Annotated in this window: 30 protein-coding genes and 2 pseudogenes; 17 read left to right on the forward strand and 15 right to left on the reverse strand. The window is 73.5% G+C overall.

Features of this window, described 5'->3' with window-relative positions; translation table 11 throughout:
- The 4 genes from KBX37_RS22185 to KBX37_RS22200 all read left to right on the forward strand — a co-directional run.
- A partial coding sequence (locus KBX37_RS22185) for a PfkB family carbohydrate kinase (RefSeq protein WP_210777845.1) occupies positions 1–838 on the forward strand: 838 nt, incomplete at its 5' end.
- Positions 835–1,533: an SDR family oxidoreductase gene (locus KBX37_RS22190; protein ID WP_210777846.1), complete on the forward strand. Its 699-nt coding sequence runs from the start codon at positions 835–837 to the stop codon at positions 1,531–1,533. The genes KBX37_RS22185 and KBX37_RS22190, both read left to right, overlap by 4 nt.
- Positions 1,530–2,471 carry a glycosyltransferase family 9 protein gene (locus KBX37_RS22195; RefSeq protein ID WP_210777847.1) on the forward strand — a complete coding sequence of 314 codons (942 nt, stop codon included), beginning with the start codon at positions 1,530–1,532 and terminating at the stop codon, positions 2,469–2,471. Before KBX37_RS22190 ends, KBX37_RS22195 begins: the two co-directional genes overlap by 4 nt.
- Positions 2,455–3,438: a DNA topoisomerase IB gene (locus KBX37_RS22200; RefSeq protein ID WP_210777848.1), complete on the forward strand. Its 984-nt coding sequence runs from the start codon at positions 2,455–2,457 to the stop codon at positions 3,436–3,438. Before KBX37_RS22195 ends, KBX37_RS22200 begins: the two co-directional genes overlap by 17 nt.
- Before the next feature lie 193 nt (positions 3,439–3,631).
- Here KBX37_RS22200 and KBX37_RS22205 read toward each other — a convergent pair whose 3' ends face one another.
- From KBX37_RS22205 to KBX37_RS22215, 3 genes are all read right to left on the reverse strand, one after another.
- Positions 3,632–4,666, reverse strand: coding sequence for a helix-turn-helix domain-containing protein (locus tag KBX37_RS22205; protein WP_210777849.1), 1,035 nt, complete (start codon positions 4,664–4,666; stop codon positions 3,632–3,634).
- Positions 4,667–4,790: 124 nt separating this feature from the next.
- Positions 4,791–5,294 (reverse strand): hypothetical protein, encoded by a 504-nt coding sequence (locus KBX37_RS22210; protein ID WP_210777850.1) that lies wholly within the window; start codon positions 5,292–5,294, stop codon positions 4,791–4,793.
- A gap of 49 nt (positions 5,295–5,343) precedes the next feature.
- Positions 5,344–6,975, reverse strand: coding sequence for an ATP-dependent DNA helicase RecQ (locus tag KBX37_RS22215; RefSeq protein WP_210777851.1), 1,632 nt, complete (start codon positions 6,973–6,975; stop codon positions 5,344–5,346).
- Positions 6,976–7,087: 112 nt separating this feature from the next.
- Between KBX37_RS22215 and KBX37_RS22220 the strand changes: the two genes are divergently transcribed.
- Positions 7,088–8,053 carry a class I SAM-dependent methyltransferase gene (locus tag KBX37_RS22220; protein ID WP_210777852.1) on the forward strand — a complete coding sequence of 322 codons (966 nt, stop codon included), beginning with the start codon at positions 7,088–7,090 and terminating at the stop codon, positions 8,051–8,053.
- Between the two features lie 319 nt (positions 8,054–8,372).
- Here KBX37_RS22220 and KBX37_RS22225 read toward each other — a convergent pair whose 3' ends face one another.
- From KBX37_RS22225 to KBX37_RS22245, 5 genes and pseudogenes are all read right to left on the reverse strand, one after another.
- Positions 8,373–8,783, reverse strand: a complete 411-nt coding sequence (locus KBX37_RS22225; RefSeq protein ID WP_210777853.1) for an SRPBCC family protein — start codon at positions 8,781–8,783, stop codon at positions 8,373–8,375.
- Between the two features lie 64 nt (positions 8,784–8,847).
- Complete coding sequence (locus KBX37_RS22230) at positions 8,848–9,720, reverse strand: N-acyl homoserine lactonase family protein (protein WP_307849159.1); 873 nt, start codon at positions 9,718–9,720, stop codon at positions 8,848–8,850.
- Between the two features lie 349 nt (positions 9,721–10,069).
- On the reverse strand, positions 10,070–10,333 hold the full coding sequence (locus KBX37_RS35260; RefSeq protein ID WP_307849161.1) for an SRPBCC domain-containing protein: 264 nt from the start codon (positions 10,331–10,333) through the stop codon (positions 10,070–10,072).
- A pseudogene (locus KBX37_RS36030) lies at positions 10,302–10,541 on the reverse strand (SRPBCC domain-containing protein); the annotation flags it as partial. The pseudogene KBX37_RS36030 and the gene KBX37_RS35260, both read right to left, overlap by 32 nt.
- A 183-nt stretch (positions 10,542–10,724) precedes the next feature.
- Positions 10,725–11,564 carry an SDR family oxidoreductase gene (locus KBX37_RS22245; RefSeq protein ID WP_247658678.1) on the reverse strand — a complete coding sequence of 280 codons (840 nt, stop codon included), beginning with the start codon at positions 11,562–11,564 and terminating at the stop codon, positions 10,725–10,727.
- Positions 11,565–11,639: 75 nt separating this feature from the next.
- On the opposite strand from KBX37_RS22245, the gene KBX37_RS22250 reads away from it, so the two are divergent.
- Both KBX37_RS22250 and KBX37_RS22255 read left to right on the forward strand, forming a co-directional pair.
- On the forward strand, positions 11,640–12,188 hold the full coding sequence (locus tag KBX37_RS22250) for a TetR/AcrR family transcriptional regulator (protein WP_210777855.1): 549 nt from the start codon (positions 11,640–11,642) through the stop codon (positions 12,186–12,188).
- Positions 12,189–12,244: 56 nt separating this feature from the next.
- Positions 12,245–12,883 (forward strand): TetR/AcrR family transcriptional regulator, encoded by a 639-nt coding sequence (locus KBX37_RS22255; RefSeq protein ID WP_210777856.1) that lies wholly within the window; start codon positions 12,245–12,247, stop codon positions 12,881–12,883.
- 38 nt (positions 12,884–12,921) lie between these two features.
- Here the strand turns inward: KBX37_RS22255 and KBX37_RS22260 are convergent, their stop codons facing one another.
- Together KBX37_RS22260 and KBX37_RS35265 are read right to left on the reverse strand one after the other, a co-directional pair.
- Positions 12,922–13,872 carry a TIGR03557 family F420-dependent LLM class oxidoreductase gene (locus KBX37_RS22260; protein WP_210777857.1) on the reverse strand — a complete coding sequence of 317 codons (951 nt, stop codon included), beginning with the start codon at positions 13,870–13,872 and terminating at the stop codon, positions 12,922–12,924.
- Positions 13,873–13,949: 77 nt separating this feature from the next.
- A complete protein-coding gene (locus KBX37_RS35265) occupies positions 13,950–14,075 on the reverse strand; it encodes a hypothetical protein (RefSeq protein ID WP_255541416.1) in 126 nt (41 codons plus the stop codon).
- A gap of 141 nt (positions 14,076–14,216) precedes the next feature.
- Between KBX37_RS35265 and KBX37_RS22265 the strand changes: the two genes are divergently transcribed.
- Positions 14,217–15,701 (forward strand): glycoside hydrolase family 3 protein, encoded by a 1,485-nt coding sequence (locus tag KBX37_RS22265; RefSeq protein WP_210777858.1) that lies wholly within the window; start codon positions 14,217–14,219, stop codon positions 15,699–15,701.
- 119 nt (positions 15,702–15,820) lie between these two features.
- Here KBX37_RS22265 and KBX37_RS22270 read toward each other — a convergent pair whose 3' ends face one another.
- Positions 15,821–16,108 (reverse strand): GNAT family N-acetyltransferase, encoded by a 288-nt coding sequence (locus KBX37_RS22270; protein ID WP_179804228.1) that lies wholly within the window; start codon positions 16,106–16,108, stop codon positions 15,821–15,823.
- Positions 16,105–17,331: pseudogene (locus tag KBX37_RS22275) on the reverse strand (cysteine desulfurase-like protein). Before KBX37_RS22275 ends, KBX37_RS22270 begins: the two are co-directional and overlap by 4 nt.
- Positions 17,332–17,415: 84 nt before the next feature.
- On the opposite strand from KBX37_RS22275, the gene KBX37_RS22280 reads away from it, so the two are divergent.
- From KBX37_RS22280 to KBX37_RS22310, 7 genes are all read left to right on the forward strand, one after another.
- Positions 17,416–17,781, forward strand: a complete 366-nt coding sequence (locus KBX37_RS22280; protein WP_210777859.1) for a hypothetical protein — start codon at positions 17,416–17,418, stop codon at positions 17,779–17,781.
- 61 nt (positions 17,782–17,842) lie between these two features.
- Entirely contained in the window at positions 17,843–18,664 is an 822-nt protein-coding gene (locus tag KBX37_RS22285; RefSeq protein WP_210777860.1) for a DUF1206 domain-containing protein, read from the forward strand.
- A gap of 68 nt (positions 18,665–18,732) precedes the next feature.
- On the forward strand, positions 18,733–19,929 hold the full coding sequence (locus tag KBX37_RS22290) for a mechanosensitive ion channel family protein (RefSeq protein ID WP_210777861.1): 1,197 nt from the start codon (positions 18,733–18,735) through the stop codon (positions 19,927–19,929).
- 184 nt (positions 19,930–20,113) lie between these two features.
- Positions 20,114–20,548 (forward strand): phage holin family protein, encoded by a 435-nt coding sequence (locus KBX37_RS22295; protein ID WP_210777862.1) that lies wholly within the window; start codon positions 20,114–20,116, stop codon positions 20,546–20,548.
- Positions 20,545–20,886, forward strand: a complete 342-nt coding sequence (locus KBX37_RS22300) for a DUF3618 domain-containing protein (RefSeq protein ID WP_210777863.1) — start codon at positions 20,545–20,547, stop codon at positions 20,884–20,886. The genes KBX37_RS22295 and KBX37_RS22300 overlap by 4 nt, the downstream gene beginning before the upstream one ends.
- Positions 20,883–21,155 (forward strand): DUF4235 domain-containing protein, encoded by a 273-nt coding sequence (locus KBX37_RS22305; protein ID WP_210777864.1) that lies wholly within the window; start codon positions 20,883–20,885, stop codon positions 21,153–21,155. Before KBX37_RS22300 ends, KBX37_RS22305 begins: the two co-directional genes overlap by 4 nt.
- Positions 21,156–21,443: 288 nt before the next feature.
- Complete coding sequence (locus KBX37_RS22310; RefSeq protein WP_011905669.1) at positions 21,444–21,647, forward strand: cold-shock protein; 204 nt, start codon at positions 21,444–21,446, stop codon at positions 21,645–21,647.
- Between the two features lie 148 nt (positions 21,648–21,795).
- On the opposite strand, the gene KBX37_RS22315 is transcribed toward KBX37_RS22310, so the two are convergent.
- Together KBX37_RS22315 and KBX37_RS22320 are read right to left on the reverse strand one after the other, a co-directional pair.
- Positions 21,796–21,990, reverse strand: coding sequence for a hypothetical protein (locus KBX37_RS22315; RefSeq protein WP_210777865.1), 195 nt, complete (start codon positions 21,988–21,990; stop codon positions 21,796–21,798).
- Between the two features lie 88 nt (positions 21,991–22,078).
- Entirely contained in the window at positions 22,079–23,062 is a 984-nt protein-coding gene (locus KBX37_RS22320; protein ID WP_210777866.1) for an aldo/keto reductase, read from the reverse strand.
- A gap of 85 nt (positions 23,063–23,147) precedes the next feature.
- On the opposite strand from KBX37_RS22320, the gene KBX37_RS22325 reads away from it, so the two are divergent.
- Both KBX37_RS22325 and KBX37_RS22330 read left to right on the forward strand, forming a co-directional pair.
- A complete protein-coding gene (locus KBX37_RS22325; RefSeq protein ID WP_210777867.1) occupies positions 23,148–23,942 on the forward strand; it encodes a trans-aconitate 2-methyltransferase in 795 nt (264 codons plus the stop codon).
- Positions 23,939–24,964 (forward strand): adenosine deaminase, encoded by a 1,026-nt coding sequence (locus tag KBX37_RS22330; RefSeq protein WP_210777868.1) that lies wholly within the window; start codon positions 23,939–23,941, stop codon positions 24,962–24,964. Before KBX37_RS22325 ends, KBX37_RS22330 begins: the two co-directional genes overlap by 4 nt.
- 73 nt (positions 24,965–25,037) lie before the next feature.
- Here KBX37_RS22330 and KBX37_RS22335 read toward each other — a convergent pair whose 3' ends face one another.
- Positions 25,038–25,223, reverse strand: a complete 186-nt coding sequence (locus tag KBX37_RS22335; protein WP_210777869.1) for a hypothetical protein — start codon at positions 25,221–25,223, stop codon at positions 25,038–25,040.
- Positions 25,224–25,431 lie beyond the last annotated feature (208 nt).

Below are 25,431 nucleotides of genomic sequence, written 5' to 3' on the forward strand. Positions count from 1 at the left end.
GGCGGTGACCCTGGGCGGTGACGGCGCGCTGCTCTGCCACGCCGGGGCCACCCCGCTGGTGGTCGCCGCCCCGGTCAACGCCGAGGGGGACACCTGCGGGGCCGGGGATCGGTTCGCCTCGGCGGCCAGCCTGGCGCTGGCCCGGGGCGCGCTGGTCTCCGAGGCGGTGCAGGAGGCGGTGGCGGAGGCGTCGGCGTACGTGGCCGACGGGGGAGTGGCGGCCGCACTGCCGCCCGAGGTCCGCGCCGCCGCGCCGGTGCCACTGGGCGGCGGCGGGGAGCGGATCGGGGCCGCCGCGGCCGGTGCGGTGGTGGCCGAGGTACGTGCCGCCGGCGGCACCGTGGTCGCCACCGGCGGCTGCTTCGACCTGCTGCACGCCGGGCACGTGGCGACCCTGCAGGCCGCCCGGCAGCTCGGCGACTGCCTGATCGTCTGCCTGAACTCCGACGCCAGCGTCGCCGGGCTGAAGGGGCCGCAGCGCCCGGTCGTGCCGCAGGGCGACCGCAGCCGGCTGCTCGCGGCGCTGAGCTGCGTCGACGCCGTGCTGGTCTTCGACGAGTCCACCCCGGACGCGGTGCTGAGCTGGCTGCGCCCGGACATCTGGGTCAAGGGTGGCGACTACGCCACCGGCGGCGGCGACCCGGCGAGCCTGCCGGAGGCCGAGGCGCTGCGCCGCTGGGGCGGGCACTCGGTGGTGGTGCCGTACCTGGACGGACGCTCCACCACCGACATGATCGCGGCGGCCCGCGGCGAGCGCCCCGGGGCGTACCGCGCCGCACCCACCGGCGTCGTCCGGGCCGCCGGTGCGCAGCGTCCGACGGCGGAGGGAGCGCGATGAGCAGTGCACCGGGTGCCGGCCCGACCGTCCTGGTCACCGGCGGATCGAGCGGGCTCGGCGCGGCGGTGGTCACCGCGGTGGCCCGGGCCGGCGGGCGGCCGCTGGTGCTGGACCGGCAGCGCCCCGGTGACGGGGTGCCCTGGGTCGAGTGCGACCTGGCCGACACCCGGGCCGCCGAGGACGCCACCCGGCAGCTGGCCGAGCGCTCCGGCGGCCTCGACGCGGTGGTCACCGCCGCCGGCACCGACGTGCCCGGCAAGCTCGCCGACGTGCCCCGGGAGACCTGGGAACGGATCGTCGCGGTCGACCTGCTCGCCACGGTGGCGGTGGTCCGCGCGGCGCTGCCGTACCTGGAGGCGTCCCGGGGCGGGATCGTCACGGTGGCCTCCACCCTCGGGGTGAAGGCGGTCAGCGACGCCACCGCGTACTGCGCGGCGAAGTTCGGGGTGGTCGGCTTCACCCGGGCGCTCGCCGCCGAACTCGCCGGCCGGGTGAACGTGACGCTGCTGATCCCCGGCGGGATGCGCACCGCCTTCTTCGACGCGCGTGACCCGCAGTACCGGCCCGGCCCGGAGGCCAAGCTCAACGACCCGGCCGACACCGCCGCCGCGGTGATGTTCGCCCTCTCCCAGCCGCCCGGCTGCGCGGTACGCGAGATCGTGGTCTGCGCCGAGCAGGAGACCTCGTACCCGTGATCCTCGTGCTCCGCGCCCTCGGCGTGGGCGACCTGGCCACCGGCGTACCGGCGCTGCGCGCGCTGCGGGCCGCGTACCCCGACCGGGAGCTGGCGCTGGCGGCGCCGGCCTGGCTCGGGCCGCTGGTCGACCTGGTCGGCGGCGTCGACCGGCTGCTGCCCACCGACGGCCTGGGCGCCCCGCCGGGGCCGCCCCCGCCCGTCGCGGTCAACCTGCACGGGCGCGGGCCCGACTCGCACCGGATGCTGGCCGGCGCGGGCCGGCTGCTGGCGTTCCGCTGCCCGGCGGCCGGCCACCCGGACGGCCCGCGATGGCGCGCCGGTGAGCACGAGGTGCACCGCTGGTGCCGCCTGCTGGCCTGGTACGGCATCCCCGCCGACCCCGCCGACCTCGCCTTGCGCCGGCCGGCGGCGGACCGGACCCCGACCGGGGTCACGGTCGTCCACCCGGGCAGCAAGATCCCCGAGAAGCGCTGGCCGGCGGCGCGCTTCGCCGCCCTGGCCCGGACCCTCGCCGAGCGCGGCCACCGGGTGGTGGTGACCGGCTCGGCCGACGAGCGGGAGCTGGCGCGCCGGGTGGCCGCCGGGGCGGATCTGCCCGACCCCGCCGTCCTGGCCGGCCGGACCGACCTGGGCGAGCTGGCCGCGCTGGTCGCCCACGCCCGCCTGGTGGTCAGCGGCGACACCGGGGTCGGCCACCTCGCCACCGCCTACGCCACCCCGTCGGTGCTGCTCTTCGGCCCGGTCCCGCCGGCCGAGTGGGGTCCGCCGCCGGACCGGCCCCGGCACCGGGTGCTGTGGGGCGGCGCGCGCGATTGGCCCGGCCCGCCCGGGGTAGGAAGCCACCCGACGTTGGCGACCCTGCCCGTGGACCGGGTGCTCGCCGCGGTGGAAGAGGCCGAAGAGGCGGTGCGGGTCTCCGGTGCGATTGCGGCGTAGTGATCCGGGCCGGGCGGGATACGGTCGCCGCCGGGCCGGCAAGGGCTGGCTGTTCCTCGACCCCCGGGGCGAGCCGGTCCGCGACCCCGACGAACTGTCCCGACTGCGCGAGCTGGTCATCCCGCCCGCCTGGCAGGACGTCTGGATCTCGCCGTACCCGAACGGGCACATCCAGGCGACCGGCGTCGACGCGGCCGGCCGCAAGCAGTACCTCTACCACCCGGAGTGGCGGCGCAAGCGCGACGAGGCGAAGTTCGACCACGTGCTGGAGGTCGCGCACCGGTTGCCGGTCCTGCGCGCGCGGATCGCCGACGACCTGGGCCGGCGGGGCCTGAACCGGGATCGGGTGCTGGCCACCGTCGCCCGGCTGCTCGACATGGGGATGTTCCGGGTCGGCAACGACCAGTACGCGGTCGGCGAGGACGCCACCTTCGGGGTCTCCACCCTGCGCCCCGAGCACGCCCGCTCCCGGGGCGGGTGCGTGGTCTTCGAGTTCCCGGCCAAGGGCGGCATCGAGCAGGTCCGCCGGATCGAGGACCCAGAGCTGTGCCAGGTCCTGACCAACCTGCGCCGGCGGCGGCGGGCGGAGGACCGCCTCTTCGGCTACTGGGACGGGCGGCAGTGGCGCGACGTGCGCAGCGACGAGGTCAACGAGTACCTGCGCGGCGCCAGCGGCGGCGAGATGACCGCCAAGGACTTCCGCACCTGGCACGCGACGGTGCTCGCGGCGACCGAGCTGGCCACCGTGGGCGTGCAGCGGTCCGCCACCGCCCGGAAGAAGGCGGTCGCCGGGGTGATGAAGGAGGTCGCCGAGCTGCTGGGCAACACCCCCACGGTGGCCCGGACGTCCTACGTGGACCCCCGGGTGGTCGACCTCTACCACGACGGGGTGGTGGCGCCGGTCCGGCCGGACACCCCGAAGCCGGAGGCCGAGCGGACGGTCCTGGAGTTGCTGGAGGAGGCCTGACCGGCCCCGTCGTCGGTCCTGGGGGGAAGAGCGACGGGGCCGGAGTCGGTGTGGCCGGGTGGCGGGGGTGGCGGGGGTGGCGGGCCGTCCGTGCGGTACCGGGGCGGCCGCCCGTGACAAGAAGGTCACGGGCGCCACCACGGTCCCCCGTTATCGGTGGCCGGCACGGGCCTGCCGACCGCCGATCCCGGGTTCAGTATGTCGACGTCGAGTTGACCACGGATGCCGCGTCGTTGACGATCCGTGCCTGTTCCCGCCGGGCCGCGCGGTACCCCTGTGGGGTCTCGCCGTAGGCGGCGCGGAAGGCGCGGCTGAAGACCGCCTTGTCACCGAAGCCCCAGCGGGCGGCGACGGCCTGGATCGCCCGGTGCGCCTGCGCCGGGTCGGCGAGGTCGCGGCGGCACCGGTCCAGGCGCAGGTCACGCACGTACGACGCCACCGTGGTCTCCTCCGTCTCGAAGAGCCGGTGCAGGGTCCGGACGGAGACGTGGTGCGCGTCGGCGATCGTCTGCGGGCTCAGCGTGGCGTCGCCCAGGTGCCGCTGGATGTAGCCGCGCACCTGCGCGAGCAGCGCCCGACGGCGTACCTCCTGGGGCACCGCGTCCTCGGCGACCAGGTGCCGGCCGAGCATGGTGACGATCAGGTCGAGCGCGGTCGTGCCGAGCCGGTCGGCGTCCGCCGCGTGGTACTGCTCCGGATGAGCGGTGATCTGCACCAGGTACTGGGCCAGCAGGGCGCCCACCCCCTCGGTGCCGGACATCCGGCCGGCGAGCAGGGGAGCCAGCCGGTCGGGGGGCAGCGGCAGCGCGCCGTACGGGATCAGGGCCACCACGGAGCTGGCGTGCTGCTGTCCGCCCTGGGCACCCTCGTGGCTGACCTGGTGGGGGCGCGACCCGTCGTAGAAGGTGAACTCGCGCGGACCGAGCACGCTCTGCCGGCCGGCCTGCCCGGACGAGCCGGTGCCGGTGGTGGTCAGGGCGAGCAGGAAGTAGTCCACCTCGGTCTGCCGGGCCAGCTTGGCGGTCCGTACGGCGTCCAGCGACGGGTAGCGGTAGTTCACCAGCTGGATCGGGCCGAGGGGGATGATCTCGGCGCGGGCGGTGAAGTCGTCGGCGTGCGCGGACCGCATCCGCAGTGGCGACGCGGTGCGGGCGACGAGGTCCAGCCACATGCCGAACCGCTCGCGCGGCGGCAGCGCCTCCGTGTCGATGACGTTCCGGTCCAGCATCTTTCCCGCCTCCGTGGTTCCGCGTGTGTCCGGCCCATTGTCGATGACGGCCCTGCCTGCGGAAGAGCGCGGAGACGACGGATCCGCGCGACCGGGTGGGCGCGCGGATCCGGGGCGGGGCCGATCAGTCGTTGAGCACGTGCGAGAGCCGGTCGCGGAAGCGCCGCTCCGAGTCGCTGACCTGGTCGCCGCCGAGGCCGAGGAGGCCGCCGGTGGGGGCGGCGCCGACCACCTGCTCGGCGATCTCCACCAGCCAGTGCTTGTACGCCCCGGCCCCGCCCTCGTCCACCCGGGCGGCCAGCAGCGCCGACGCCTGGCCGGCCCGGGCCAGCACGTCGTCGATCAGGGCCTGCGGGTCGGCCGGCTCGATGACCGGCAGTTCCTCGCCGGCCTCCGGGTCGCCCACCCGGGACACGATCTCCCCGGCGACCGCCGCGACCAGCGGGTTGGCCGACTCGCGGCCGGCGGAGATGGTCTCCAGTCCGGCGGCGTTCTCCGCGCGGGTGCGCCGGCTGCCGTCGTGCTCCGCGGCGCTGGCCGCGGTCAGGACCGCCTGCGGCAGGCCGACCAGCAGCCCCCACTCCTCGTCGGAGAACCCGAACCCGGTGTACGCCGGCTGTTCGATCACGACTGAGCCCCTCTCGTTTCGTTGCGTCTGCGCCCGGTGCCCGGTCAGGCTAGTCCAGCGTCAGCAGGCCCTGCTCGGACACCACGGGCACGGAGAGCGTCTTGTAGCCGACCTCGTCGAAGAGCACCGTCATCCGGTCCTCCTCGTAGTTGAGCACCAGTCCCGCCCCCCACTCGGGGTGGCGGACCTGGCTGTGCACCGGGAACGGTCCGATCGCGCCGTCGTCGGCGGTGCTGGTGCCGGCGTGGCAGTTGTCGCAGTGCCCGCAGACCTCCGACATCTGCTCACCGAAGTACGCCAGCAGCGTCTGGCCCCGGCAGGCGGTGGTCTCGGCGAAGGCCCGCATCATGTTGGTGCGGGACCGGGTCACGGTCTGCTGCCGCTCCGCCTCGGCCAGGGCCGCCGCGGCGGCCTCCACCGGCCTGGGGGAGTAGCGGGGCGCGCCGATCCTCTGCCTGGCCCGCGACTCGGCGGCGCCGATCTGCTCCAGCAGCGACAGGTACTGGCCGAGCTTGCGCGGACCGAGTCCGGTCACCTCGCGCAGCTCCTTCTTGGTTCGCGCCTCCTTGCGCAGCAGCGCGGCCAGGTCGCGCAGCTCGGTGGAGTCCGGCAGGCCACCGCTGAAGTAGCGTTGCAGCCCGACGTCCTCGGCCTGCCAGAGCAGCAGCACCCGGGCCGGCGCGCCGTCGCGGCCGGCGCGGCCGATCTCCTGGAAGTAGCTGTCCGGCGAGTCGGGCAGCGCCATGTGCACCACCCAGGCGATGTTGGGCTTGTCGATGCCCATGCCGAACGCCGACGTCGCCACCATGATCGGCACCTGGTCGGCGAGGAACGCCTCGTGCAGCTCGTGCCGGGCGCCGGTGGCCATCCCGCCGTGGTAGCACTGCGACGGGAAGCCGGCGTCGGTCAACCGCTGGGCCAGATCCTCGGCGGCCCGCCTGGTCGGCACGTAGATGATGCCGGGGCGTTGGTCGTCGCGCAGCAGCGCCACCAGCCGCCGCCACCGGTAGTCGTCGGTGGGGCAGTGCGCCACCTCCTGGAAGAGGTTGGGTCGGTCCAGCCCGGAGACCACCACCTCCGGGTCGCGCAGCCGCAGCCGGGCGATGATGTCGTCGCGCACCGGGGGTGAGGCGGTGGCGGTCAGGGCCACCACCGGCGGCCGGCCGATGCCCTCGATCAGGTGGCCCAGCGCCAGGTAGTCGGGGCGGAAGTCGTGCCCCCAGGCCGAGATGCAGTGCGCCTCGTCGATCGCCACCAGCGCCGGCTTCAGTGCCCTGACCTCGGCCATCCGGTCGGGGTTGCTGAGCTGCTCCGGCGTGATGAAGAGGAACTCGGCGCGGCCGTCGCGGATCTCCGCGATTGCCTGGGCCTGCTGGGCCGGGGACTCGTCGGAGCTGATCCGTACCGCCCGCAGCTCCGGGCGCTGGCGTTCGTTGAGGGCGGCGATCTGGTCCTGCTGCAGCGCCAGCAGCGGGGAGATCACCACCGTCGGTCCGGGGATCAGGCTGGCCGGGATCTGGTAGATCGCCGACTTGCCGGCGCCGGTGGGCAGGACCACCAGGGCGTCGCGTCGCTTCATCACCGCGCGCATGGCGGCGAGTTGGTTGGGCCGCAGCGCGGTCCAGCCGAAGAGGCTCCGCGCCGCACGGCGCAACGTCGTCGAGTGCATGGACAGCTTCATCGAGGGCCGGAGGTACCCGAGGAGATCAGCGCCGAAACCGTTGACACCGCCCGATCCGCCCACCCATCATGAACGAGTACTCATGAACAACTGTTCATAATGAGGAGGCTCGATGGAGACCGTCGTCAACAGCCACCAGGCGCAGGCGTGGAACGGCTACGAGGGCCGGCACTGGGCGCGGCACCACGACCGCTACGACGCGGTGAACGCCGGCTTCAACGCTCCGCTGCTGGCGGGCGTCCGGCCCGGCGACCGGGTGCTGGACGTCGGCTGCGGCAACGGGCAGCTGACCCGGCTGGCCGCCCGCCGGGCCGGCGACGGCCACGCGGTCGGGATCGACCTCTCCGCGCCGATGCTCGACCGGGCCCGGGCCGGCGCGGCGGCGGAGCAGGTGGGCAACGTCCGGTTCATCCAGGGTGACGCGCAGGTGCACCCGCTGCCGGACGCCGCGTTCGACGTGGTCCTCAGCCGGTTCGGGGTGATGTTCTTCGCCGACCCGGTCGCCGCGTTCGGCAACCTCGCCCGGGCGCTGCGCCCCGGCGGCCGGCTCGCCTTCGTCTGCCTCGACGACATCCGCCACAGCGACCTGGGGCGGATGTTCGCCGCGCTGGCCGCCCACCTGCCGCATCCGGGCACCGACGGTACGGGCGTCGCCGAGCCGCTCTCCCTCGCCGACCCGGCGGTCGTCGAGCGGGTCCTCACCGACGCCGGTCTCACCGGGGCGGCCTGCGTCCCGGCCGAGGCGTCCCAGCTCTGGGGGCGCGACGCGGCCGACGCCGGGGAGTTCCTCGCCGGCTGGGGACCCGTGCGGCACCAGCTCGACCGGGTCGACGCGGCCACCGCGGGCCGGGCGCGCGCCGCGGTGACCGATCGCGCTGCGCGCCCACGAGGGCCCCGACGGGGTACGCCTGCGCGGCACCGCCTGGCTGGTCACCGCCCGCCGCCCGGCCTGACCCGCCGAACGCCCGCCACCGGGCCACTCCGACCCCTCGTTCGGCCCGGACGGGGCACGCCGCCCGTCCGGGGCGAGCGGCGGCACCGGCGGGGCGGGCCGGCGCCGCACCCGTCAAGGCCGTGACGGCAAGGCCAAGACGTGGACCCGGCGTTCGTTCGCGTGATTTGCGGTCCGCCGGGTAGGCCGTACCCGGCCTCGCCCCGGCCGGCCTCACCAGGGCCTTCCCGCGGCCCGACGTCCTCGCAAGGGTAGATCTGGGTGGGCTGCCGAAACCCAGCACCGCCATTCACGCCCTGCGCTCGCTCGCGCAGACGGTCATCGACAGGTCATAGCGAGGCCGGCCCACCGCCCACCTGAGCTACGGCCAGGTCCGACAAGACCTGCGCCGGCCGGCCACTGCGTCGTTGCACGTGTTCGAAGGACGCCCTGTTCCGCTCTCACTTCATGGACTGGTGACCTGCTGGGCCAGGCGATCGAGGCGGAGTTCGGCGACCCCGCGAAAGGCGTTGCTCAGCATGTGGGCCAGGGGCCCCTGGTGCTGGAATTGGTGGGTGACCATCGTGCCCCCTCCGTGCGGCCCGAGCAGCCAGGTGCCGGTTTCCAGGAACCCTGGAACCCGCCAGGTCACGTCGATGCGCCGTTCGTCGATGCGGGTGTATTCCCAGGTCCCACTGAGTCCGCCGCGTACCTTGATGGCGTACTGGACCCCGGTGGGAGCTTCGGCGGGCCCATCAATGGCTCGGATTGCCGGGTTCCAACCGGGTATTGCCCGCGCATCGATCAGCAACAGACGGACCTGTGCGGGCGGCGCGTCTACCAATCTTGTCGCTCGCTCATTGGTCGTGGTTCGCATGGACGCCCTTTCATTGCGCAAGGCGCAGTGCCTCAAGTTGAGATTCTTAGATGTTTGGGTTACTTCATATCGGTTCACTGTGGTCAGCGGCGACGAGGTTCGAGGCCGCGCCCGGGTCGTGGGCGGCCAGAACCGTCAGGCCGGGATTCCGCAGGCGGAGTTCGTTGACCAGCTGTGTCGTATGGGCCAGCTTGCGCCGCTCGCCGACGCCGGGCACCTGGCCACGCTCCAGCAGAGCCGAGTCATAGGTCAGGTCGCCGACCATGAGCAGCGGTGTCCGGCCGGGCCTGCGGACCAGCATCGACAGCGACCCGGGAGTGTGGCCGGGGGTGGGCAGTAGCACCATGCTGCCGTCACCGAACAGGTCGTGGCCGGTGGAAAAGGGGGCCAGGGCGGGGTCGGCAAGGGGCTCGGGGGCGATGTGGCGCCAGCGCAGTCCGGGAAAGTCGATGTGGGAGGTCAGCAGGCCCCGCAGTTCCGCTTGCGGCTTGCCGAGGGTGTTCCACTCCCGTTGGCTGACCACGATCTCGGCGCCGCTCAGCTCTCGCAGGCCGCCGATGTGGTCCTGGTGCAGATGGGAGATGACAGCGGTGTGGACATCGCCGATGTCGTAGCCGATGGCCGCCAACTGGGCGGTGAGGGTCTGCTCGGGGCCGATATCGAAGCGGGCAAGCCTGCCGTACATCACTCCGGTGATGCCGCCCGGGAAGTAATCGGGGGCGGTCACCGACGCTCGGTCCTGTCCGGTGTCGAACAGCACCAGCCCGTCGCGGTGCTCGATCACGTATACGTTGATGGGCAGCGGCGGTGTCCAGCGACGCGAGGTGAACAACCACCAGTACATCGGCTTGCGGGTGGCGGACACGTGCTCGGGGTGAATCGACACCGATCCGGTGCTGACCATCGATACCTGTCTGATTCTTGGGTCGTTCGTCACGTCCGTCTCCTCAATCGAATTCATATGCGGAATGCCGACGCTGGTCAACGTCGGTCTCGGCGGCCACCTGGGGGACGGATCAAGAGCCGGCGAGCCGTGCCCGCACGGGAGCCGACCCGCTCCGCTACTGCCGGCGCAGGACGGTGTCCGGCCGAACGGATAACGGCAGCCGCCGTGGGGCCATCGGGCATTGAAGCCAGCAGCGCCGTCAGGAGGGGCCAGATCCAATCGCACCCGGGCCTTGGCCTCGCCGAGGTGAGTGGCGGGGAATGGTCGCCATCCACCTGCTTGTTTGATGCGGACCGTGCACGCCGTCGGCGAGCTGCAGGTCCGCCTGATCGAAGTAGGTCTAGCGTTCTTCGAGGAAGGTCTTGAGGTCGGCCAGGAGGCGTGGCCAGCCGTTGGTGACGGCCTGCAGTACGGCGTTGCCGGGTGCGAAGTCGTCGTGGGTCACGGTCAGTTGGACGGTCTCGCCGAGGTCTTCGATGTCGAAGGCCACCTTGGAGCGGCGCTCGGCGGAGAAGCGGGCCAGGAGTTCCTCGCTGAACCCGCTGACCGCCGCCCATTCCGGGGGTAAAGGTGTGCCAGGTGTAGGACAGTCGTCTGCAGGGATCGGACTCGAGCACGACTTGGGCGGGGTCGGCGATCGTCACGTTGTGCTCGGGGTAGCGCACGGTCACGGTGGAGCCGGGTCTCCAGTCTGAGTCGAAGGTCAGCCCGCGCCAGCAGCGCAGGGTGATGGCTGGGTTGGCCAGCCCCTGCCAGAGGCGCTCGCGGGTGGTGTTGATGCAGGTCGTGTAGGCGAACTCGGGCTCGCCCATCGAGGTGTCCTCCAAACCTCTTCGAGCTCTAACCGGGCGCCGCTGGTCGGCGGGAACGCGTCAGCCGGCCGCGCGAGGATGAGCCCTTCACCGCGGAGGCCTTCCCGCCGCCCACGGCGCGTGGATGGGACGTGCGGGATGGCCACTGAGCGCGTCGGCTGCCGACCGCGACGGATCGGTGTGCTATCGCAGCCGTTCGGTCAGGAAGTCCTCCCAGGTTCGCTTGCCCACCGCCGCCTCGAGAGTCAGATTCTCGCCGGCCCGGTATGCGCGGCCGGCCTTTCCGGGCATCCGGACCGGCATCATCAGCCGGCGTCTGCCGCGCGCCCGCAGGTACCCGCGGATCAGCTCAGCCATTCCGTACACATTGGGCCCGGCCAGGTCGGGCACCAGGCCGGCCGGCTTGTCGAGCGTGATCTCCACCAAGCGGGCTGCCACGTCGCGCGCGTCGACCGGCTGGAACCGCATTCCGCCCGGGACCGGGATGACCGGCAGCTTCGCCATCGCCTGCAGGGTCTTCAGGGTCAGTTCGTGGAACTGGGCGGCACGCAGCGTCGTCCACGGCAGGCCGGAGCCGGCTACGGCGCGCTCGGCGGCCAGCTTGGAGCTGAACCAGCTCAGCGGGATCCGGTCCGCCCCGATGACCGAGATGTAGATCAGGTGCCGCACCCGCGCTCGGGAGGCGGCCCGCACCAGGTTCGCGGTCGCCTCGGCGTCGCCCTTGGGGGCGCCTGCCAGGTGCAGGATGATCTCGGCCCCGTCTACTGCGGGCTCGATCCCGTCACCCTTGAGCAGATCGCCGCTCACGTACTCGACGCCGGTGCGGGACTCGCCGCCGCGCCGGCTGAGGACCCGCACCTCAAAGCCGGCATCGCGCAGGAGCGGCAGGACCAGGCGCCCCAGGGTGCCTGTCCCGCCGGTGAGCAGAATCGATGACGTCACAGCTTCTCCTACACGTTGAAAACGTAACGTTACGTAACGTTCAATTGGGAGTATTAACGCATCCGGCGGCTGGCGTGTCAAGAACGAAACGTTACGTTCCCGTGGTACGGTCGCCTTGTGACTGGAAGGGCCAGCGGTGGTGCGCGATCGCGAGCGGTGATTCTTCAGGCCGCCCTTGATCTGTGCGCGGAACGCTCCTACGCCACCGTGACCATGGAGGCGATCGCCGCCCGCGCGAAGGTCGGCAAGCCGACGCTCTATCGCTGGTGGCCGACGAAGGGCGCGCTGTACCTGGACGCACTGACCGAACGCCTGGGCGAGCCGTACTTCCTGATCCCCGACACCGGCGACCTCGCGGCGGACCTGCGTGCCTGGATCCAATCCGCAGCCAAGATCTTCACCGACGACACGTTTCGCGGGCTCCTCGCCGGGGTGGTCGGATCGGCCCAGCACGACCCCGAGCTCGCCGCCATCCTCCACCAGAAGATCCACATCCCGCTCTCGGGACGCAACCGCGAACGGATCCGCGCGGCGCAAGAGGGCGGGCAGGTGGCCGGCCTCGACCCCTACCTGATCGAAGACCTGCTCATCGCACCGCTGTGGTACCGGCTCCTGATCACTGGCCAGCCGATCACCCCGCACTACGCCGACACAGTCGTGGACGCCGTCCTCAGCTCGACCCCCATGCCAACCGGCAATACCTGAGCTGACCTTCCGGGTTGGTGCGGCTCTCTGGCAGCTCCACACCTAGGATGCCGGTGATGTCACCGAGGAAGGCCGCCGCGCTGCGCGACGGCGACCAGAGCCTGCGCGAGCACCTGATCGCCACGGCCCGGCGGCTGGTGGCCCGGCGGGGCACCGTGGCCCTGACCGTCCGGGACGTCGCCCGGGAGGCCGGGGTCGCCGACGGCGTGCTCTACAACCACTTCGCCGACAAGGAGGAGTTGCTCGCGTACGCGCTGCACGCGCACGTGCGGGCTGCCGAGGCCGGGCTGGAGGGCGCCCCGCCGCAGCCGGGCGAGGCCACGGTCGAGGCGAACCTGCGGGCGTACCTGACCCGTGCGCTGGCGCTGCACGCGGCGATCCTGCCGGCCATGGCCGGGGTGCTGACCCAGCCCAAGCTGCTGGCCCGGCTGGCCGAGCTGCCCAACCCGATCAGTGCCGGGCGCGGGCTCCGCACCGAGCTGGCCGGCTACCTGCGCGCCGAGCGGAAGCTCGGCCGGGTGGCGGCCGACGCCAGCGCCGAGGCGGTCGCCGCGCTGGTCGTCGGCGTCTGCCACGACCTGGTCCTCAGCCACCTGCTCGACCCCGTCGGCCCCGCGCCGGAGCCCTCACCGCGGCTGGTCGACGAGCTGACCCGCATCCTCCTGCACGGCGTTGCCCCGCCCTGGCGGCCGTGACCCCCGGCCGCCCGGGGACAGTGCCGTTGCGGCGGTGATCAGCGCAGTCGGGGGAGCACCTCCCGCTGGTAGAGGTCGAACAGGCCCTGGGTGTGCGGTCCGGTGTTGGCCACATAGACCTCGTCGAAGCCGGCCTTGGCGTACTTGTCGATCATCTCCAGGTGCGCGTCGGCGCTGTTGCCGCAGACGAACGACTCCTTCATCATCTCCGGCTTGACCAGCTGGGCGGCCTGCTCGAAGTGGCGCGGGGAGGGGAGCACCTGGGACAGCTCGCCCGGCACCCCGGCGTTCGGCCACTTCTCGTACGCCAGCCGCGCGCCCTCCTCCTCGCTGTCGGCGTACGCCGCCTTGAAGCCGGCCTGGCACGGCTTGTCGCCGCCGCCGCCTTCCCGGAACCGGCGGACCATGTCGGCGTCGGGCATGGCGCTGACGTAGCCGTCGCCGATCCGGGCGGCCAGGTCGATCGCCTTGGGACCGAAGCCGGAGACGTAGACCGGTGGGGGCGCGTCGGGCAGGGTGTAGATCCGGGCGTGCTCGACGGTGTAGTGCTTGCCGTGGTGGTTGACGAATCCGCCCTGCCACAGCTCGCGCATGACCTCGACCGCCTCCTCCAGCATCTCCAGCCGGACGTCGGTCTGCGGCCAGGCGTCGCCGAGGATGTGCTCGTTGAGCGCCTCGCCGGAGCCGACGCCGAGCACGAAGCGCCCGGAGTGCAGAACGGCGCTGGTGGCCGCGGCCTGGGCCAGCACCGCCGGGTGGATGCGGACGGTCGGGCAGGTCACCGCGGTGGTGACGGGCAGCGAGCAGACCTGGCTGAGCGCGCCGATGGTCGACCAGACGAAGGCACTCTGCCCCTGCGCGTCCACCCACGGGTGGTAGTGGTCCGAGATCCACAGCGCGTCGAAGCCGGCCCGTTCGGCGCCGCGCGCCTGCTCCAGCAGCTCCGCCGGGGTGAACTCCTCACTGGACAGGAAGTAACCGATCTTCATCTTTCCCCCTCGCCGTCGCCGGGCGCCGGTCGCGCCTTGCTGACCAGGGATGCCCTACCCCCGACTCGGGGGATCAGTCAGCGGCGGCCGAACATGGCCCGGATGGCGGCGAGCAGCAGCAGGCCGCCGACCACCACGCCGAGCAGGCGCACGCCGGGGACGTCGGCCGGCGAGGTGGCGTCGGCGAGCGGCAACAGATCCATTCCCGCACTGTCGCACGCCGCCCCGGAGGGCGCCAGACGGTAACAGTAAGGTTTATTGACTATTTCCTGGCCCGGTGTGACCATGGCAGCACCGCGACGGCGACCGGCCGTCGGACGACCACACGGGGGTACGGGGGCCGCATGAGCGAGCGCAACCTGGCGGGCCTGGCGGCCGCCGTCCTACAGCCCGGTTTCGTCGGCACCACCCCGCCCGACTGGGTCTGCCGCTGGCTCGGCGAGGGGCTCGGCTCGGTGGTCCTGTTCGCCCGCAACGTCGTCGACCCCGGCCAGCTCGCCGCGCTCACCGCGACCCTGCGCGCCGAACGCCCGGACGTGCTGGTGGCCATCGACGAGGAGGCCGGCGACGTCACCCGGATCGAGTCGGCGCTGGGCAGCTCCCGCCCGGGCAACTTCGCCCTCGGCGCGGTCGACGACCCGGCGCTGACCGAGGAGGTGGCCCGGGACCTCGGCGCCGACCTCGCCGCGCTCGGCGTCACCCTCAACTACGCCCCGGACGCCGACGTCAACAACAACCCGGCCAACCCGGTGATCGGCGTCCGGTCCTTCGGCGCCGACCCCCAGTTGGTCGCCCGGCACACCGCCGCCTGGGTACGCGGCCTGCAGTCCGCCGGCGTCGCCGCCTGCGCCAAGCACTTCCCCGGCCACGGCGACACCCGGGTCGACTCGCACCACGACCTGCCCCGCATCAACGCCAGCCGGGCCCGTCTCGACGCCGGTGAGCTGGTGCCGTTCCGGGCCGCCGTGGCGGCCGGGGTGCAGGCCGTGATGACCGGGCACCTGCTCGTGCCCGCCCTCGACGAGGAACTGCCCGCCACCCTCAGCCCCCGCATCCTCGGCGACCTGCTCCGCGAGGAGCTGGGCTTCTCCGGCGTGGTGATCACCGACGCGGTGGAGATGCGGGCGGTCACCGACCGGTACGGCTTCGCCGGCGCCGCCGTGCGCGCCCTGGCCGCCGGGGCCGACGCGGTCTGCGTCGGCGGGGAACGGGCCGACGAGGACGCCGCCCGCCACCTGCGCGACGCCATCGTCGCCGCCGTCATGGCCGGGGAGCTGCCCGAGGAACGGCTCGCCGAGGCGGCCAAGCGGGTCGGTCAGCTCGCCGCGTGGACGGTGGCCGCCCGCGCCGACCGTCCCGCGTGGGCCGTGCCGGCCCACGACGGTTCGCCGGTCGGCCTGGCCGCCGCGCGCCGGGCCCTGCGGGTCAGCGGCGCCACCACCGCCCTGCCGCTGGTCGTCTCCGCCCACGTGGTGGAGTTCGCCCCGCCGCGCAACATCGCCATCGGCCCGGAGACCCCCTGGGGCATCGCCGCCCCGCTGGCCGCGCTGCGGCCCGGCACCACCACCGCCCGGTTCGCCGAGTTCGAGGTGCCGGCGGACCCGACGGCCGGGGCGGGCGGCCGGCCGGTCGTGCTGGTCGTCCGCGACCTGCACCGGCACGACTGGATGCGGTCCGCCGTCGAGCGGGCCCTCGCCGCCCGGCCGGACGCGGTCGTGGTCGAGCTGGGCGTGCCCGAGCTGGTCGTCGGCCGGGTGCACGTGGCCACCCACGGCGCCACCCGGGCCGGCGCGCTGGCCGCCGCGGAACTGCTCGCCGGCCCCCGCTGACCACTCCGCCCCGCCGCACCGCGCGACGATCGTCGCGCCGTGCGGCGGGTCCGGTGAGCGCGAGGAGTGAGCCGGGGTTGCGAGCCCCGCAGTCGCGAACGAAGGTGACCCGGTGCCGGTCAGGCCGGCTCGAAGACCAGGTCGGCGTACTCGGGGTGCCGCTCGATGTACGCCCGCACGAACGGGCACTGCGGCACCAACCGGCCGCCCTGCTCGCGCACCTGGTCCAGGGTGGCCCGGACCAGCGCGGCGCCGACCCCCATGTCCTGGAACTCCGGGCGCACCTCGGTGTGGGTGAAGATCCGCACCTCGCCGCGCGGCAGGTACGCCGTGAACCCGGCCAGCGCGTCGTCGACCAGGATCTCGAAGCGGTGCTTGGCGGGGTTCTCCTCGACCAGGAAGCTCACCGGCCCATTGTCTCCCGCCGCCGGGCCAGGGTGTGCAGTTCGCTGAGCAACCGGTCCACCTCGTCGGCCGTGTTGTAGTGGTAGACGCTGGCCCGGACCGCGCCGCCGGTCTCCCGCAGCCCCATCGCCCGGAAGTACTCGTAGGCGTAGTAGTCGCCGGAGGAGAGGCAGAGCCGCGCCTCGCCCAGCGCCGCCGCCAGCCCGGCCGGCGACCAGCCGGCGAGCCGGAACGACACCGTCGGGCAGCGCCGGGCGGCGGCCCTGTACACGGTCACCGCGGGGTTGTCGGCCAGCCCGGCCAGCAGCCGGTCGAAGAGCGACTCCTCGTACGCCTGGGCGGCGGCCAGTCCGGCCCGGACCCGCTCCCGCCGGTCGCCGGTGGCGGTCGGGTCCAGCCCGGCCAGGTGGTCGACCGCGGCGGTCATGCCGGCCAGCAGCGGGAAGCTCGGGGTGCCCGCCTCGAACCGGTCGGGCACCGCGTCGGAGGAGGGGACCAGCTTGTCCGGGCGCAGCGACTCCCAGCGGGCCGGGTCGGCCACCATCGCGGCCAGGTGCGGGCCGGACCACTTGTAGGCGCTGGTGACCAGGAAGTCCGCGCCGGTCGAGGCGAGGTCGGTCGGGCCGTGCGGCACGGAGTGCACCCCGTCGACGCAGACCAGTGCCCCGGTCGCGTGCGCGGTCTTGGCGATCGCCGCCACGTCCGGCATCGTGCCGACGGCGTTGCTGCCGGCGGTCACCGCGACCAGCCGGGTCCGCTCGCCGACCAGGTCGGCGTACTGGCCGGCGGGCAGCTCACCGGTGGCCGGGTCGAACTCCGCCCAGCGCACGGTCGCGCCGGCCACCCGGGCCGCCTGCACCCAGGGCCGCACGTTCGCGTCGTGGTCGAGCCGGGAGACCACCACCTCGTCGCCGGGGCGCCAGGTCTCGCCGAGCGTCCGGGCCAGCGTGTACGTCAGCGCGGTCGCGCTCGGCCCGAGCACCACCCCGCGCGGCGCCGCGCCGAGCAGGTCGGCCACCGCGGCGCGGGCGGCGTCGACCAGCTCCAGCGACCGGCGGCCGGGCGCGAAGGCGGGGGTGCGGTTGCCGAGCGCGGTGCCCATCGCTCCGCTGACCGCGTCGATCACCTACTGCGGGGTCTGGGAGCCGCCGGCACCGTCGAAGTGGGCGAAACCCTCGGTCAGGGCGGGGTAGGCGGCCCGGGTCCGGGCGATGTCGAACGGCATGACCGGACCCTAACGCGCGGGCCCGGGGCGGCTGATGATCACGCGGCGGTGCCGGTCTCGTCGGCGTCTCGTACCCTTGGTCGCGTGACGACGCGATCCGCTACCTCCCCGCCCACCTCCACCCGCCGCGTTGCCGGCCTGCTCGCCGGCCTGGCCCTCGGCGTGGCCGTACTGGCCGGCTGCAGCTCCGAGGGAGCCGACACCGACTGCGGCCTGGACGCCTGCACGGTCACCTTCGACCGGGGCGTCGACGCCAAGGCGAACATCCTCGGCGTCGAGGCGAAGCTGATCGGGGCCCAGGGCGACCAGGTCACCGTCGAGGTCGCCGGCGAGCAGCTCTCCCTGACCGTCGGCCAGCAGGCCACCGAGGTGGGCGGCTTCGCGGTCACCCTGGACAGCGTCACCGACCAGCAGGTCAAGATCCGCGTGGCGCGCAACACCAGCAGCTGACGGCGTCTCAGGCGGCGCCGCGGCACGTTTGGGGATCTTCGCATTCGGAGATTGTGGCGCCATGTCTCTCACCCGGAACGCCGAAGCCACCGCCGCCCGCACCGCGGACAGCCGCTGGCTGGAACTCCTCGCCCGGGCCGGTTTCATCGGCTACGGGGTCGTGCACCTGCTGTTCGCCTGGCTCGCCCTGCAGATTGCCTTCGGCAAGCCCGGTGAGAACGGCGACCAGTCCGGTGCGCTGCGGACCATCGCCGCCCAGCCCCTGGGCAAGACGCTGGTCATCCTGATCGCGATCGGCCTGCTGGCCATGGTCATCTGGCAGGGCCTGGAAGCGGCCGTCGGGCACCGCGTCGAGCAGGGCAAGGAGCGCGTCTGGGAGCGGCTCGCCTCCGCCGGCCGGACGATCGTCTACCTCTACTTCGCCTGGACCGCCTTCAAGGTCTTCAAGGACGCCGGCTCCAACAGCGCCGACCAGCAGGAGGCGCTCACCGGCAAGTTGATGACCTCCGGCGGCGGCCGGCTGGTGGTCGCCCTGGCCGGGCTGGTGCTCGCCACGATCGGCGTCGGTCTGGTGATCTACGGGCTGGTCAAGCGCTTCGAGAAGCACCTCAAGACCGGCGAGATGAGCCCGAAGGCCCGCACCGTGGCCCGCCGGCTCGGCATCGCCGGCTACGTCGCCAAGGGCATCGCGTACGGCATCGCCGGCGTGCTGATCGTCGTCGCCGCGCTGAAGTACGACCCGGAGAAGGCCCGCGGCCTGGACGCCGCGCTGCACACCCTGCGCGACCAGTCCTACGGCCAGGCGCTGCTGGTGCTGGTCGCCCTCGGCATCGCCGCCTTCGGCACGTTCTGCTTCCTCCAGTCCCGGTACCGCAAGGTCTGAGCTGGTCGATTCCGGAACCACCGGGCACCATAGGGCTTTTGCCCGAAGCCCGGCCGGAGGGAGAGAGCGTGCAGGACTACCTGGAGACGATCGCCGCCGCGGCTGCCGCGGCGGCGATCGCCCTGTTGCTGGTCGAGGTGGTGCACCGGGTCATCCGGCGGTTCGGCCGGGGCTCGATGCTGATGACCGAGCTCACCGAGCACGCGCACCGCCCGTTCCAGGTGGCCGGCACCGTCCTCGCCGTCCAGTTCGCGGTCCGGTTCACCACCGGGTACGCCGTCGGCACGCCCTGGCGGCAGGTGGTGCTGCACGCCCTGGTGCTGGCCGTGGTCGCCGCCGTGGCCTGGCTGGTCGCCGCGCTGCTGGTCGCGATCGAGGACGCCGCCCTGGCCCGGTTCCGGGTGGACGTGCCGAACAACCGGCACGCCCGCCGGGTCCGCACCCAGGTGGTGCTGCTGCGCCGGCTGACCATCGCGGTGATCGTGGTGCTCACGATCGGCGTGATGCTGATGACCTTCCCCGCCGTACGCGGCATCGGCGCCGGCGTGCTCACCTCCGCCGGTGTGGTGGGTGTGGTCGCCGCGCTGGCCGCCCAGAGCCTGCTCGGCAACGTCATCGCCGGCCTCCAGCTTGCCTTCAGCGACGCGGTACGCCTCGACGACGTGGTCGTGGTCGAGGGGGAGTGGGGCCGGATCGAGGAGTTGACCCTGAGCTACGTGGTGGTGCAGATCTGGGACGACCGCCGGCTGATCCTGCCCACCTCGTACTTCACCAGCAAGCCGTTCCAGAACTGGACCCGCACCGAGGCCGCCGTCCTCGGCACCGCCGAGTTCGAGGTGGACTGGGCGGTCCCGGTGCAGGCGATGCGCGAGGAACTGCGCCGCCTGGTGGAGAGCACCGAGCTGTGGGACGGTCGGGTCTGCGTGCTCCAGGTGACCGACGCGACCGGCGGCACGATCACCGTCCGGGCGTTGGTCAGCGCCGCCGACGCGGGCAGCCTCTGGGACCTGCGCTGCCTGGTCCGCGAGCACCTGGTCGGCTGGATCCGGGACCACCGCCCCACCGCCCTGCCCCGGACCCGCGCCGAGATCGGCGACGCCTCCGGCGCCCTGCCCTGGCAGTGGGCGCAGCCCCGCCGGCCGGTGCGCCGGCTCCAGGAGCCGGAGGTGCCCGACGACGCCCGCGTCTTCGGCGGCAGCCACGACGGCGACGCCCGCAGCGAGGCCTTCGTCGGCCCCGACGAGCACGCCGACTCCCGCCGCTGAGCCCCCTCCCACCGCACCCGCCGACCGGCTCGCGCGCCGTCGGCGGGTGCTTCGTCGTACCGGCTTCCGCGTTTCGCCGGACGTTGCGGGTCCACCTGCGGTCAGATGTGGTTGGTCACTGCGCGCAGGATTGACGGGCGGCGACTCCGGGCATACAGCGCGGTGATGATGAAAGGAGGACAGCATGGCTGACGTCGCGAACCAACAGACGTCCCGGACCGGGAGCGAGCCGTCCACCGCCGAACTGGTGCAGCGGGCCACCGAGCAGGTCTCGCGCCTCGTACGGGACGAGTTGGCGCTGGCCCGGGCGGAGTTGACCCGGAAGGGCAAGCACGCCGGGATCGGAATCGGTCTCTTCGGCGGGGGTGGGGCGCTGGCCTTCTACGGGCTGGGCGCGCTGGTCGTCACCGCGGTTCTGCTGCTGGACCTGGTCATGCCGGCGTGGCTGGCCGCCCTGATCGTGGCGGTGGTGCTCTTCCTGGTCGCCGGGGTGCTCGCCCTGGTGGGCAAGAAGCAGGTCAGCCAGGCGGTCCCCCCGGTGCCGGCGTCGACGGTGCAGAGCCTCCGGGCGGACGTGGACGTCGTCACCGCCGCGGTGAAGGACAGGGGACGGGCATGACGGGCAACGGGACCGGCGACGCCGAGGCGCTCCGCGAGGAGATCCGGCGTACCCGGGTGGAGCTGGGCGAGACGATGGAGTTGTTGGCCGCCCGGGCCGACGTGAAGGCCCGGCTGCGGGAGTCCGCCGGCCAGGCGAAGGAGCGGATGCGCGAGCAGGCCGCGCAGACCGTCGCCCGGATGCGCGGGCAGGCGGCGCAGAAGGCGGACGTGGCGCGGGCACAGGCGTCGGAGAAGGGTGCGGTGGTCCGGCGCAATCCGATGCCGTGGGCGACGGTGGCGGCCGGCGCCGTGGCGGCGGTCGTGGTGCTGCTGATCGTCCGGGGGAGGCGCAGATGAGCAGGGGCATCGGCAGGGCCACGTACAAGCCCGTCGGGGTGCTGCTCGGGCTGGCCGCGGGTACGGTCGCCGGGGCGATCTTCCGGCAGGTCTGGACGATGACGGCCGGCGATGGCGAGGCGCCCAGCGCGACCGACGAGGACCGTGGCTGGGGCGAGATCCTGGCCGCGGCGGCGTTGCAGGGCGCCATCTTCGCGGTGGTCCGGGCGGCGGTGGACCGCGGCGGCGCGGTCGGCGTACGACGGCTGACCGGCCGCTGGCCGGACTGAGTCCGAGCCGGTCGAAGGCCCCCCACCGCATCGACGGGTGGGGGGCCTTTCGCACGGCCGCGGGCACCCGCCCAGCGATCTTCGGCATCCGTCAGGTCACATGTCGGAGAATTTCGTCCGGTAGTCTGTGCAGAGTTTTTGCGTACGTGGTTAAGCTGGCCCGGCTGTTGCGAGATGGCGTGGGTTGAGAGAAGTCTCCCTCGTGGGGGCCGCCTCAGGCGCCGCTGCTCGAAAACGGCCAATCGGCCGCACGGCGTGCTCGGCCGCCAGTTTTAGAAGGAGATACACATGGCGCAGGGAACCGTGAAGTGGTTCAACGCTGACAAGGGCTTCGGCTTCATCACCGTCGACGGCGGGGGTGCTGACGTGTTCGTCCACTTCTCGGCCATCCAGACCAGCGGCTACCGCACGCTGGAGGAGAACCAGCGGGTGGAGTTCGAGATCGCCCAGGGTCAGAAGGGTCCGCAGGCCGAGCAGGTCCGCCCCCTCTGAGTAGTGCCGGTCGGCAGCCGCCGGCCCGGGTGATCCGGCCCCCCGGATCGACGAGAAGCCCCGTGTCCTGCAGGGACGCGGGGCTTTCCGCGTGTCCGGGCCCGGTGCCGGCCCACCGCGCGCCCGGCGCGTTCGCCACCCGGGTGGGTCAGGTGCGCCGGCGGGCCTTCAGGCCCCGCCAGAGCACCACGAGTCCGATCAGGATCACCACCGGGCCGACCACCGCCCAGATCCGGTGGTCGGTCATCACGCTGCCGCCGACGTACCCGAGGCCCTGCACCGTCCACACCGCTCCGACGACCACGGCCAGCAGCCCGAGGGTGAGCGTCAGCCAGCCCCTCATCGGTTCCTCCTCACCCGCGCCGGTGGTCCCGGCCTCCGGTCAGCATGCGGCCCGTCCGGCCGGTGCGCGAGCACCGCCCCGGCGCGGCTCACCACCGGTCGTGCACCCGGGCACGGACCAGCTCGTCGTAGACCGTCCGGACCGTGTCCCGCTCGGCGGCGGTCAGCGGCGGCAGGTCGGCCGCGGCGGCGTTGCCCCGCGGCTGCGCGGCCTCGCGCGCGCCGGGGATGACCACGGTGACGCCCGGCTGGTCGATGATCCAGCGCAGCGCGAACTGGGCCATCGTGCGGTCCGGGCCGACCAGCGGGGCGAGCCGCCGCACGACCGCCAGGCCGAGGTCGTAGTCGACGCCGGAGAAGGTCTCGCCGACGTCGAAGCTCTCCCCGTGCCGGTTGTAGGTGCGGTGGTCGTCGGCGGCGAAGGTGGTGTGTTCGTCGTACCGGCCGGAGAGCAGGCCGCTGGCCAGCGGCACCCGGGCGATGATGCCCACCCCGGCCGCGGCGGCGGCCGGCAGCACCCGCTCCAGGGGCTTGAGTCGGACCGCGTTGAGGATGATCTGCACGCTGGCGACGCCGGGCCGGGCGATGGCGGTGAGCGCCTGGTCGCAGGTCTCCACGCTGACCCCGTAGCCGGCGACGCGCTTTTCGGCGACCAGCGCGTCGAGGGCGTCGAAGATCCGGTCGTCGGCGAAGACGGCGGTGGGCGGGCAGTGCAGCTGGACCAGGTCCAGGGTGTCCGTGCCGAGGTTGGCCCGGGATCGGTCGGTCCAGGCCCGGAAGTTGTCCAGGGTGTAGGCCTCGGGCGTCTGCTCCACCCGGCGGCCCATCTTGGTGGCCACGGTCAGGCCGTGCCCGGGCCGCTCGCGCAGGAACTGCCCGATCAGCTGCTCGCTGCGCCCGTCGCCGTAGACGTCGGCGGTGTCCAGGAAGGTCACTCCGGCGTCCACGGCGGCGGCGAGCACGGCCAGGGCGTCGCTCTCGCTGACCCGACCCCAGTCGGCGCCGAGCTGCCAGGCGCCGAGGCCGACCACACCCACCCGCCGGCCGAGCCGGTCGAAGCTGCGCTGTTCCATCCGACCGAGCCTAGTGATCGCCTTGCCGGACCGCAGCGGGGGCCGTAGGGTCATAACAAGACGTACGTACGGTTTGGAGGCAGCGATGTGGGACCCGACGACCTACCTGCGCTACGGCGACGAACGGTCCCGCCCGTTCCACGACCTCGTCGCCCGCGTCCCGGCCGACCGGCCGCGCGCCGTGGTCGACCTCGGCTGCGGGCCCGGTACCCTGACCGCCGGCCTCGCCGCCCGCTGGCCGGCCGCCGAGATCCGCGGCCTCGACTCGTCCCCGGAGATGATCGACCGGGCCGCCGCCCTGGCCGCCCCGGTCGAGTTCACCGTCGGTGACGTCCGGGACTGGCGGCCCGCACCCGACGTCGACGTGGTCGTCTGCAACGCCGTGCTCCAGTGGGTGCCGGAGCACCGGGAGCTGCTCGCCCGCTGGGCCCGCGAGCTGCCCGCCGGCGCCTGGCTGGCGTTCCAGGTCCCCGGCAACTTCGACGCCCCCTCGCACCGGGCGCTGCGCGAGGTCGCCCGCCGGGACCGCTGGGCCGCCACGCTGGGGCCGCTGCTGCGCGAGACCCCGGTCGACGACGCCGTCGGGTACGCCGCGTCGCTGACCGCCGCCGGCTGCGCGGTCGACGCCTGGGAGACTGTCTACGTGCACCTGCTGCCGGCCGACCCCGCCGCCGACCACCCGGTGCTGGCCTGGATGGAGGGGACCGCGCTGCGACCGGTCCGGGCCGCGCTGGACGCCGCGGGCTGGGCGGACTTCCGGGCCGAGCTGGGGGTACGCCTCGCCGAGGCGTACCCGGTGCGGCAGGGTCAGGTGTACTTCCCGTTCCGCCGGATCTTCACCGTCGCCCGTACCGGCGCCCGCGCAGAGGAGAACCTGTGACCGACCTGCCCACCTTCATCGCCGGACTGCCCAAGGTGGAGCTGCACGTGCACCACGTCGGCTCCGCCTCGCCCCGGATCGTCGCCGAGCTGGCCGCCCGGCACGAGGGCCGCAGCCCGGTCCCGGCGGACCCGGCCGCGCTCGCCGACTACTTCGCGTTCCGCGACTTCGCCCACTTCATCGAGGTGTACCTCAGCGTCGTGGACCTGATCCGCGACCCGGAGGACGTCTGGATCCTCACCCACGAGGTGGCTCGCGAGCTGGCCCGCCAGCAGGTCCGGTACGCCGAGCTGACCATCACCCCGTACTCGCACGTGCGCCGGGGCATCCCCGCCCCGGCGTTCTGCGAGGCGATCGAGGACGCCCGCAAGCGGGCCGAGGCCGACTTCGGCATCGCCCTGCGCTGGTGCTTCGACATTCCGGGCGAGGCCGGGCTGCCGGCGGCCGAGGAGACCCTGCGGATCGCGCTCGAGGAGCGGCCGGGCGGGCTGATCAGCTTCGGCCTCGGCGGCCCCGAGATCGGGGTGCCCCGGCCGCAGTTCAAGCCGTACTTCGACCAGGCCCGGGCGGCCGGGCTGCGCTCGGTGCCGCACGCGGGGGAGACCACCGGCCCGCAGACGGTCTGGGACGCCCTGCGCGACCTGGGCGCCGAGCGGATCGGGCACGGCATCTCCGCCGCCGAGGACCCGGAGCTGCTGGCGTACCTGGCCGAGCACCGGATCGCGTTGGAGGTCTGCCCGACCTCCAACGTCCGTACCCGGGCCGTGGCGCGGCTGGCGGAGCACCCGCTGCGGCGGCTGGTCGACGCCGGCGTGCTGGTCAGCATCAACTCCGACGACCCGCCGATGTTCGGCACCACCCTCAACGACGAGTACGCGGTGGCCGCCGCGCTGCTCGACGTCGGCCCCGAGGGGGTGGCCGCGCTGGCCCGGGACGGGGTGACCGCCTCGTTCCTCGAACCGGGCGAGAAGGCCCGGATCAGCGCCGAGATCGACTCCTGGTCGGCAACCGGGACGCGCTGAGCCTTCGGGGCGCGGCCGGGCCAGGTCGGCCGGCCGCGCCGGCGGCCGGCCAGCGCCGCTCCCCGCCGGAGCATCAGGGCGCCGAGGCGGCCAGTTCGAGAGCGGTCGGGGCGGTGAGCGCGACCGGTGTCGCGGCGGTCGGCGTCCCGATCGCGGGCCGGGCGGCCAGCACCGGGTCCTGCCAGAGCGCCAGCGTGAGGGCGATGCCCGCGCCGATCACGGCGGCCCAGCGCAGCAGCCGGGTCACGGACGGGCTCATCGGGTCACCTCACGACCGTCGGTGAGAGGTGGGCGCGCGGCGGGAGCGGGTGTGGGGGGACCGTGCCCCCGCCGCGCGCTCGGGCTCCACCGGCCGGCAGTTGTCAGGGGCGACAAGACCGGTGGAGCTGATGGGTTCTCCCTGATCCTGGCAGCGTCCGGCAGCGCTGGCGCCCGCGTTAACCCGGATCTAAGGAAGACTTGCGCCA

Source organism: Micromonospora sp. U56, assembly GCF_018070095.1.
GTDB classification, from domain to species: Bacteria; Actinomycetota; Actinomycetes; order Mycobacteriales; family Micromonosporaceae; genus Micromonospora; species Micromonospora purpureochromogenes.

Bases quoted from the DNA above. Each gene is read 5' to 3' on its own strand.
- KBX37_RS22190 (WP_210777846.1), top strand. From the start codon at position 835: ATGAGCAGTGCACCGGGTGCCGGCCCGACCGTCCTGGTCACCGGCGGA.
- KBX37_RS22205 (WP_210777849.1), bottom strand. From the start codon at position 4,666: ATGCTGGACCGGAACGTCATCGACACGGAGGCGCTGCCGCCGCGCGAG.
- KBX37_RS22215 (WP_210777851.1), bottom strand. From the start codon at position 6,975: ATGAAGCTGTCCATGCACTCGACGACGTTGCGCCGTGCGGCGCGGAGC.
- KBX37_RS22220 (WP_210777852.1), top strand. From the start codon at position 7,088: ATGGAGACCGTCGTCAACAGCCACCAGGCGCAGGCGTGGAACGGCTAC.
- KBX37_RS22225 (WP_210777853.1), bottom strand. From the start codon at position 8,783: ATGCGAACCACGACCAATGAGCGAGCGACAAGATTGGTAGACGCGCCG.
- KBX37_RS22255 (WP_210777856.1), top strand. From the start codon at position 12,245: ATGTCACCGAGGAAGGCCGCCGCGCTGCGCGACGGCGACCAGAGCCTG.
- KBX37_RS22260 (WP_210777857.1), bottom strand. From the start codon at position 13,872: ATGAAGATCGGTTACTTCCTGTCCAGTGAGGAGTTCACCCCGGCGGAG.
- KBX37_RS35265 (WP_255541416.1), bottom strand. From the start codon at position 14,075: ATGGATCTGTTGCCGCTCGCCGACGCCACCTCGCCGGCCGACGTCCCC.
- KBX37_RS22265 (WP_210777858.1), top strand. From the start codon at position 14,217: ATGAGCGAGCGCAACCTGGCGGGCCTGGCGGCCGCCGTCCTACAGCCC.
- KBX37_RS22285 (WP_210777860.1), top strand. From the start codon at position 17,843: ATGTCTCTCACCCGGAACGCCGAAGCCACCGCCGCCCGCACCGCGGAC.
- KBX37_RS22295 (WP_210777862.1), top strand. From the start codon at position 20,114: ATGGCTGACGTCGCGAACCAACAGACGTCCCGGACCGGGAGCGAGCCG.
- KBX37_RS22300 (WP_210777863.1), top strand. From the start codon at position 20,545: ATGACGGGCAACGGGACCGGCGACGCCGAGGCGCTCCGCGAGGAGATC.
- KBX37_RS22305 (WP_210777864.1), top strand. From the start codon at position 20,883: ATGAGCAGGGGCATCGGCAGGGCCACGTACAAGCCCGTCGGGGTGCTG.
- KBX37_RS22310 (WP_011905669.1), top strand. From the start codon at position 21,444: ATGGCGCAGGGAACCGTGAAGTGGTTCAACGCTGACAAGGGCTTCGGC.
- KBX37_RS22315 (WP_210777865.1), bottom strand. From the start codon at position 21,990: ATGAGGGGCTGGCTGACGCTCACCCTCGGGCTGCTGGCCGTGGTCGTC.
- KBX37_RS22320 (WP_210777866.1), bottom strand. From the start codon at position 23,062: ATGGAACAGCGCAGCTTCGACCGGCTCGGCCGGCGGGTGGGTGTGGTC.
- KBX37_RS22325 (WP_210777867.1), top strand. From the start codon at position 23,148: ATGTGGGACCCGACGACCTACCTGCGCTACGGCGACGAACGGTCCCGC.
- KBX37_RS22335 (WP_210777869.1), bottom strand. From the start codon at position 25,223: ATGAGCCCGTCCGTGACCCGGCTGCTGCGCTGGGCCGCCGTGATCGGC.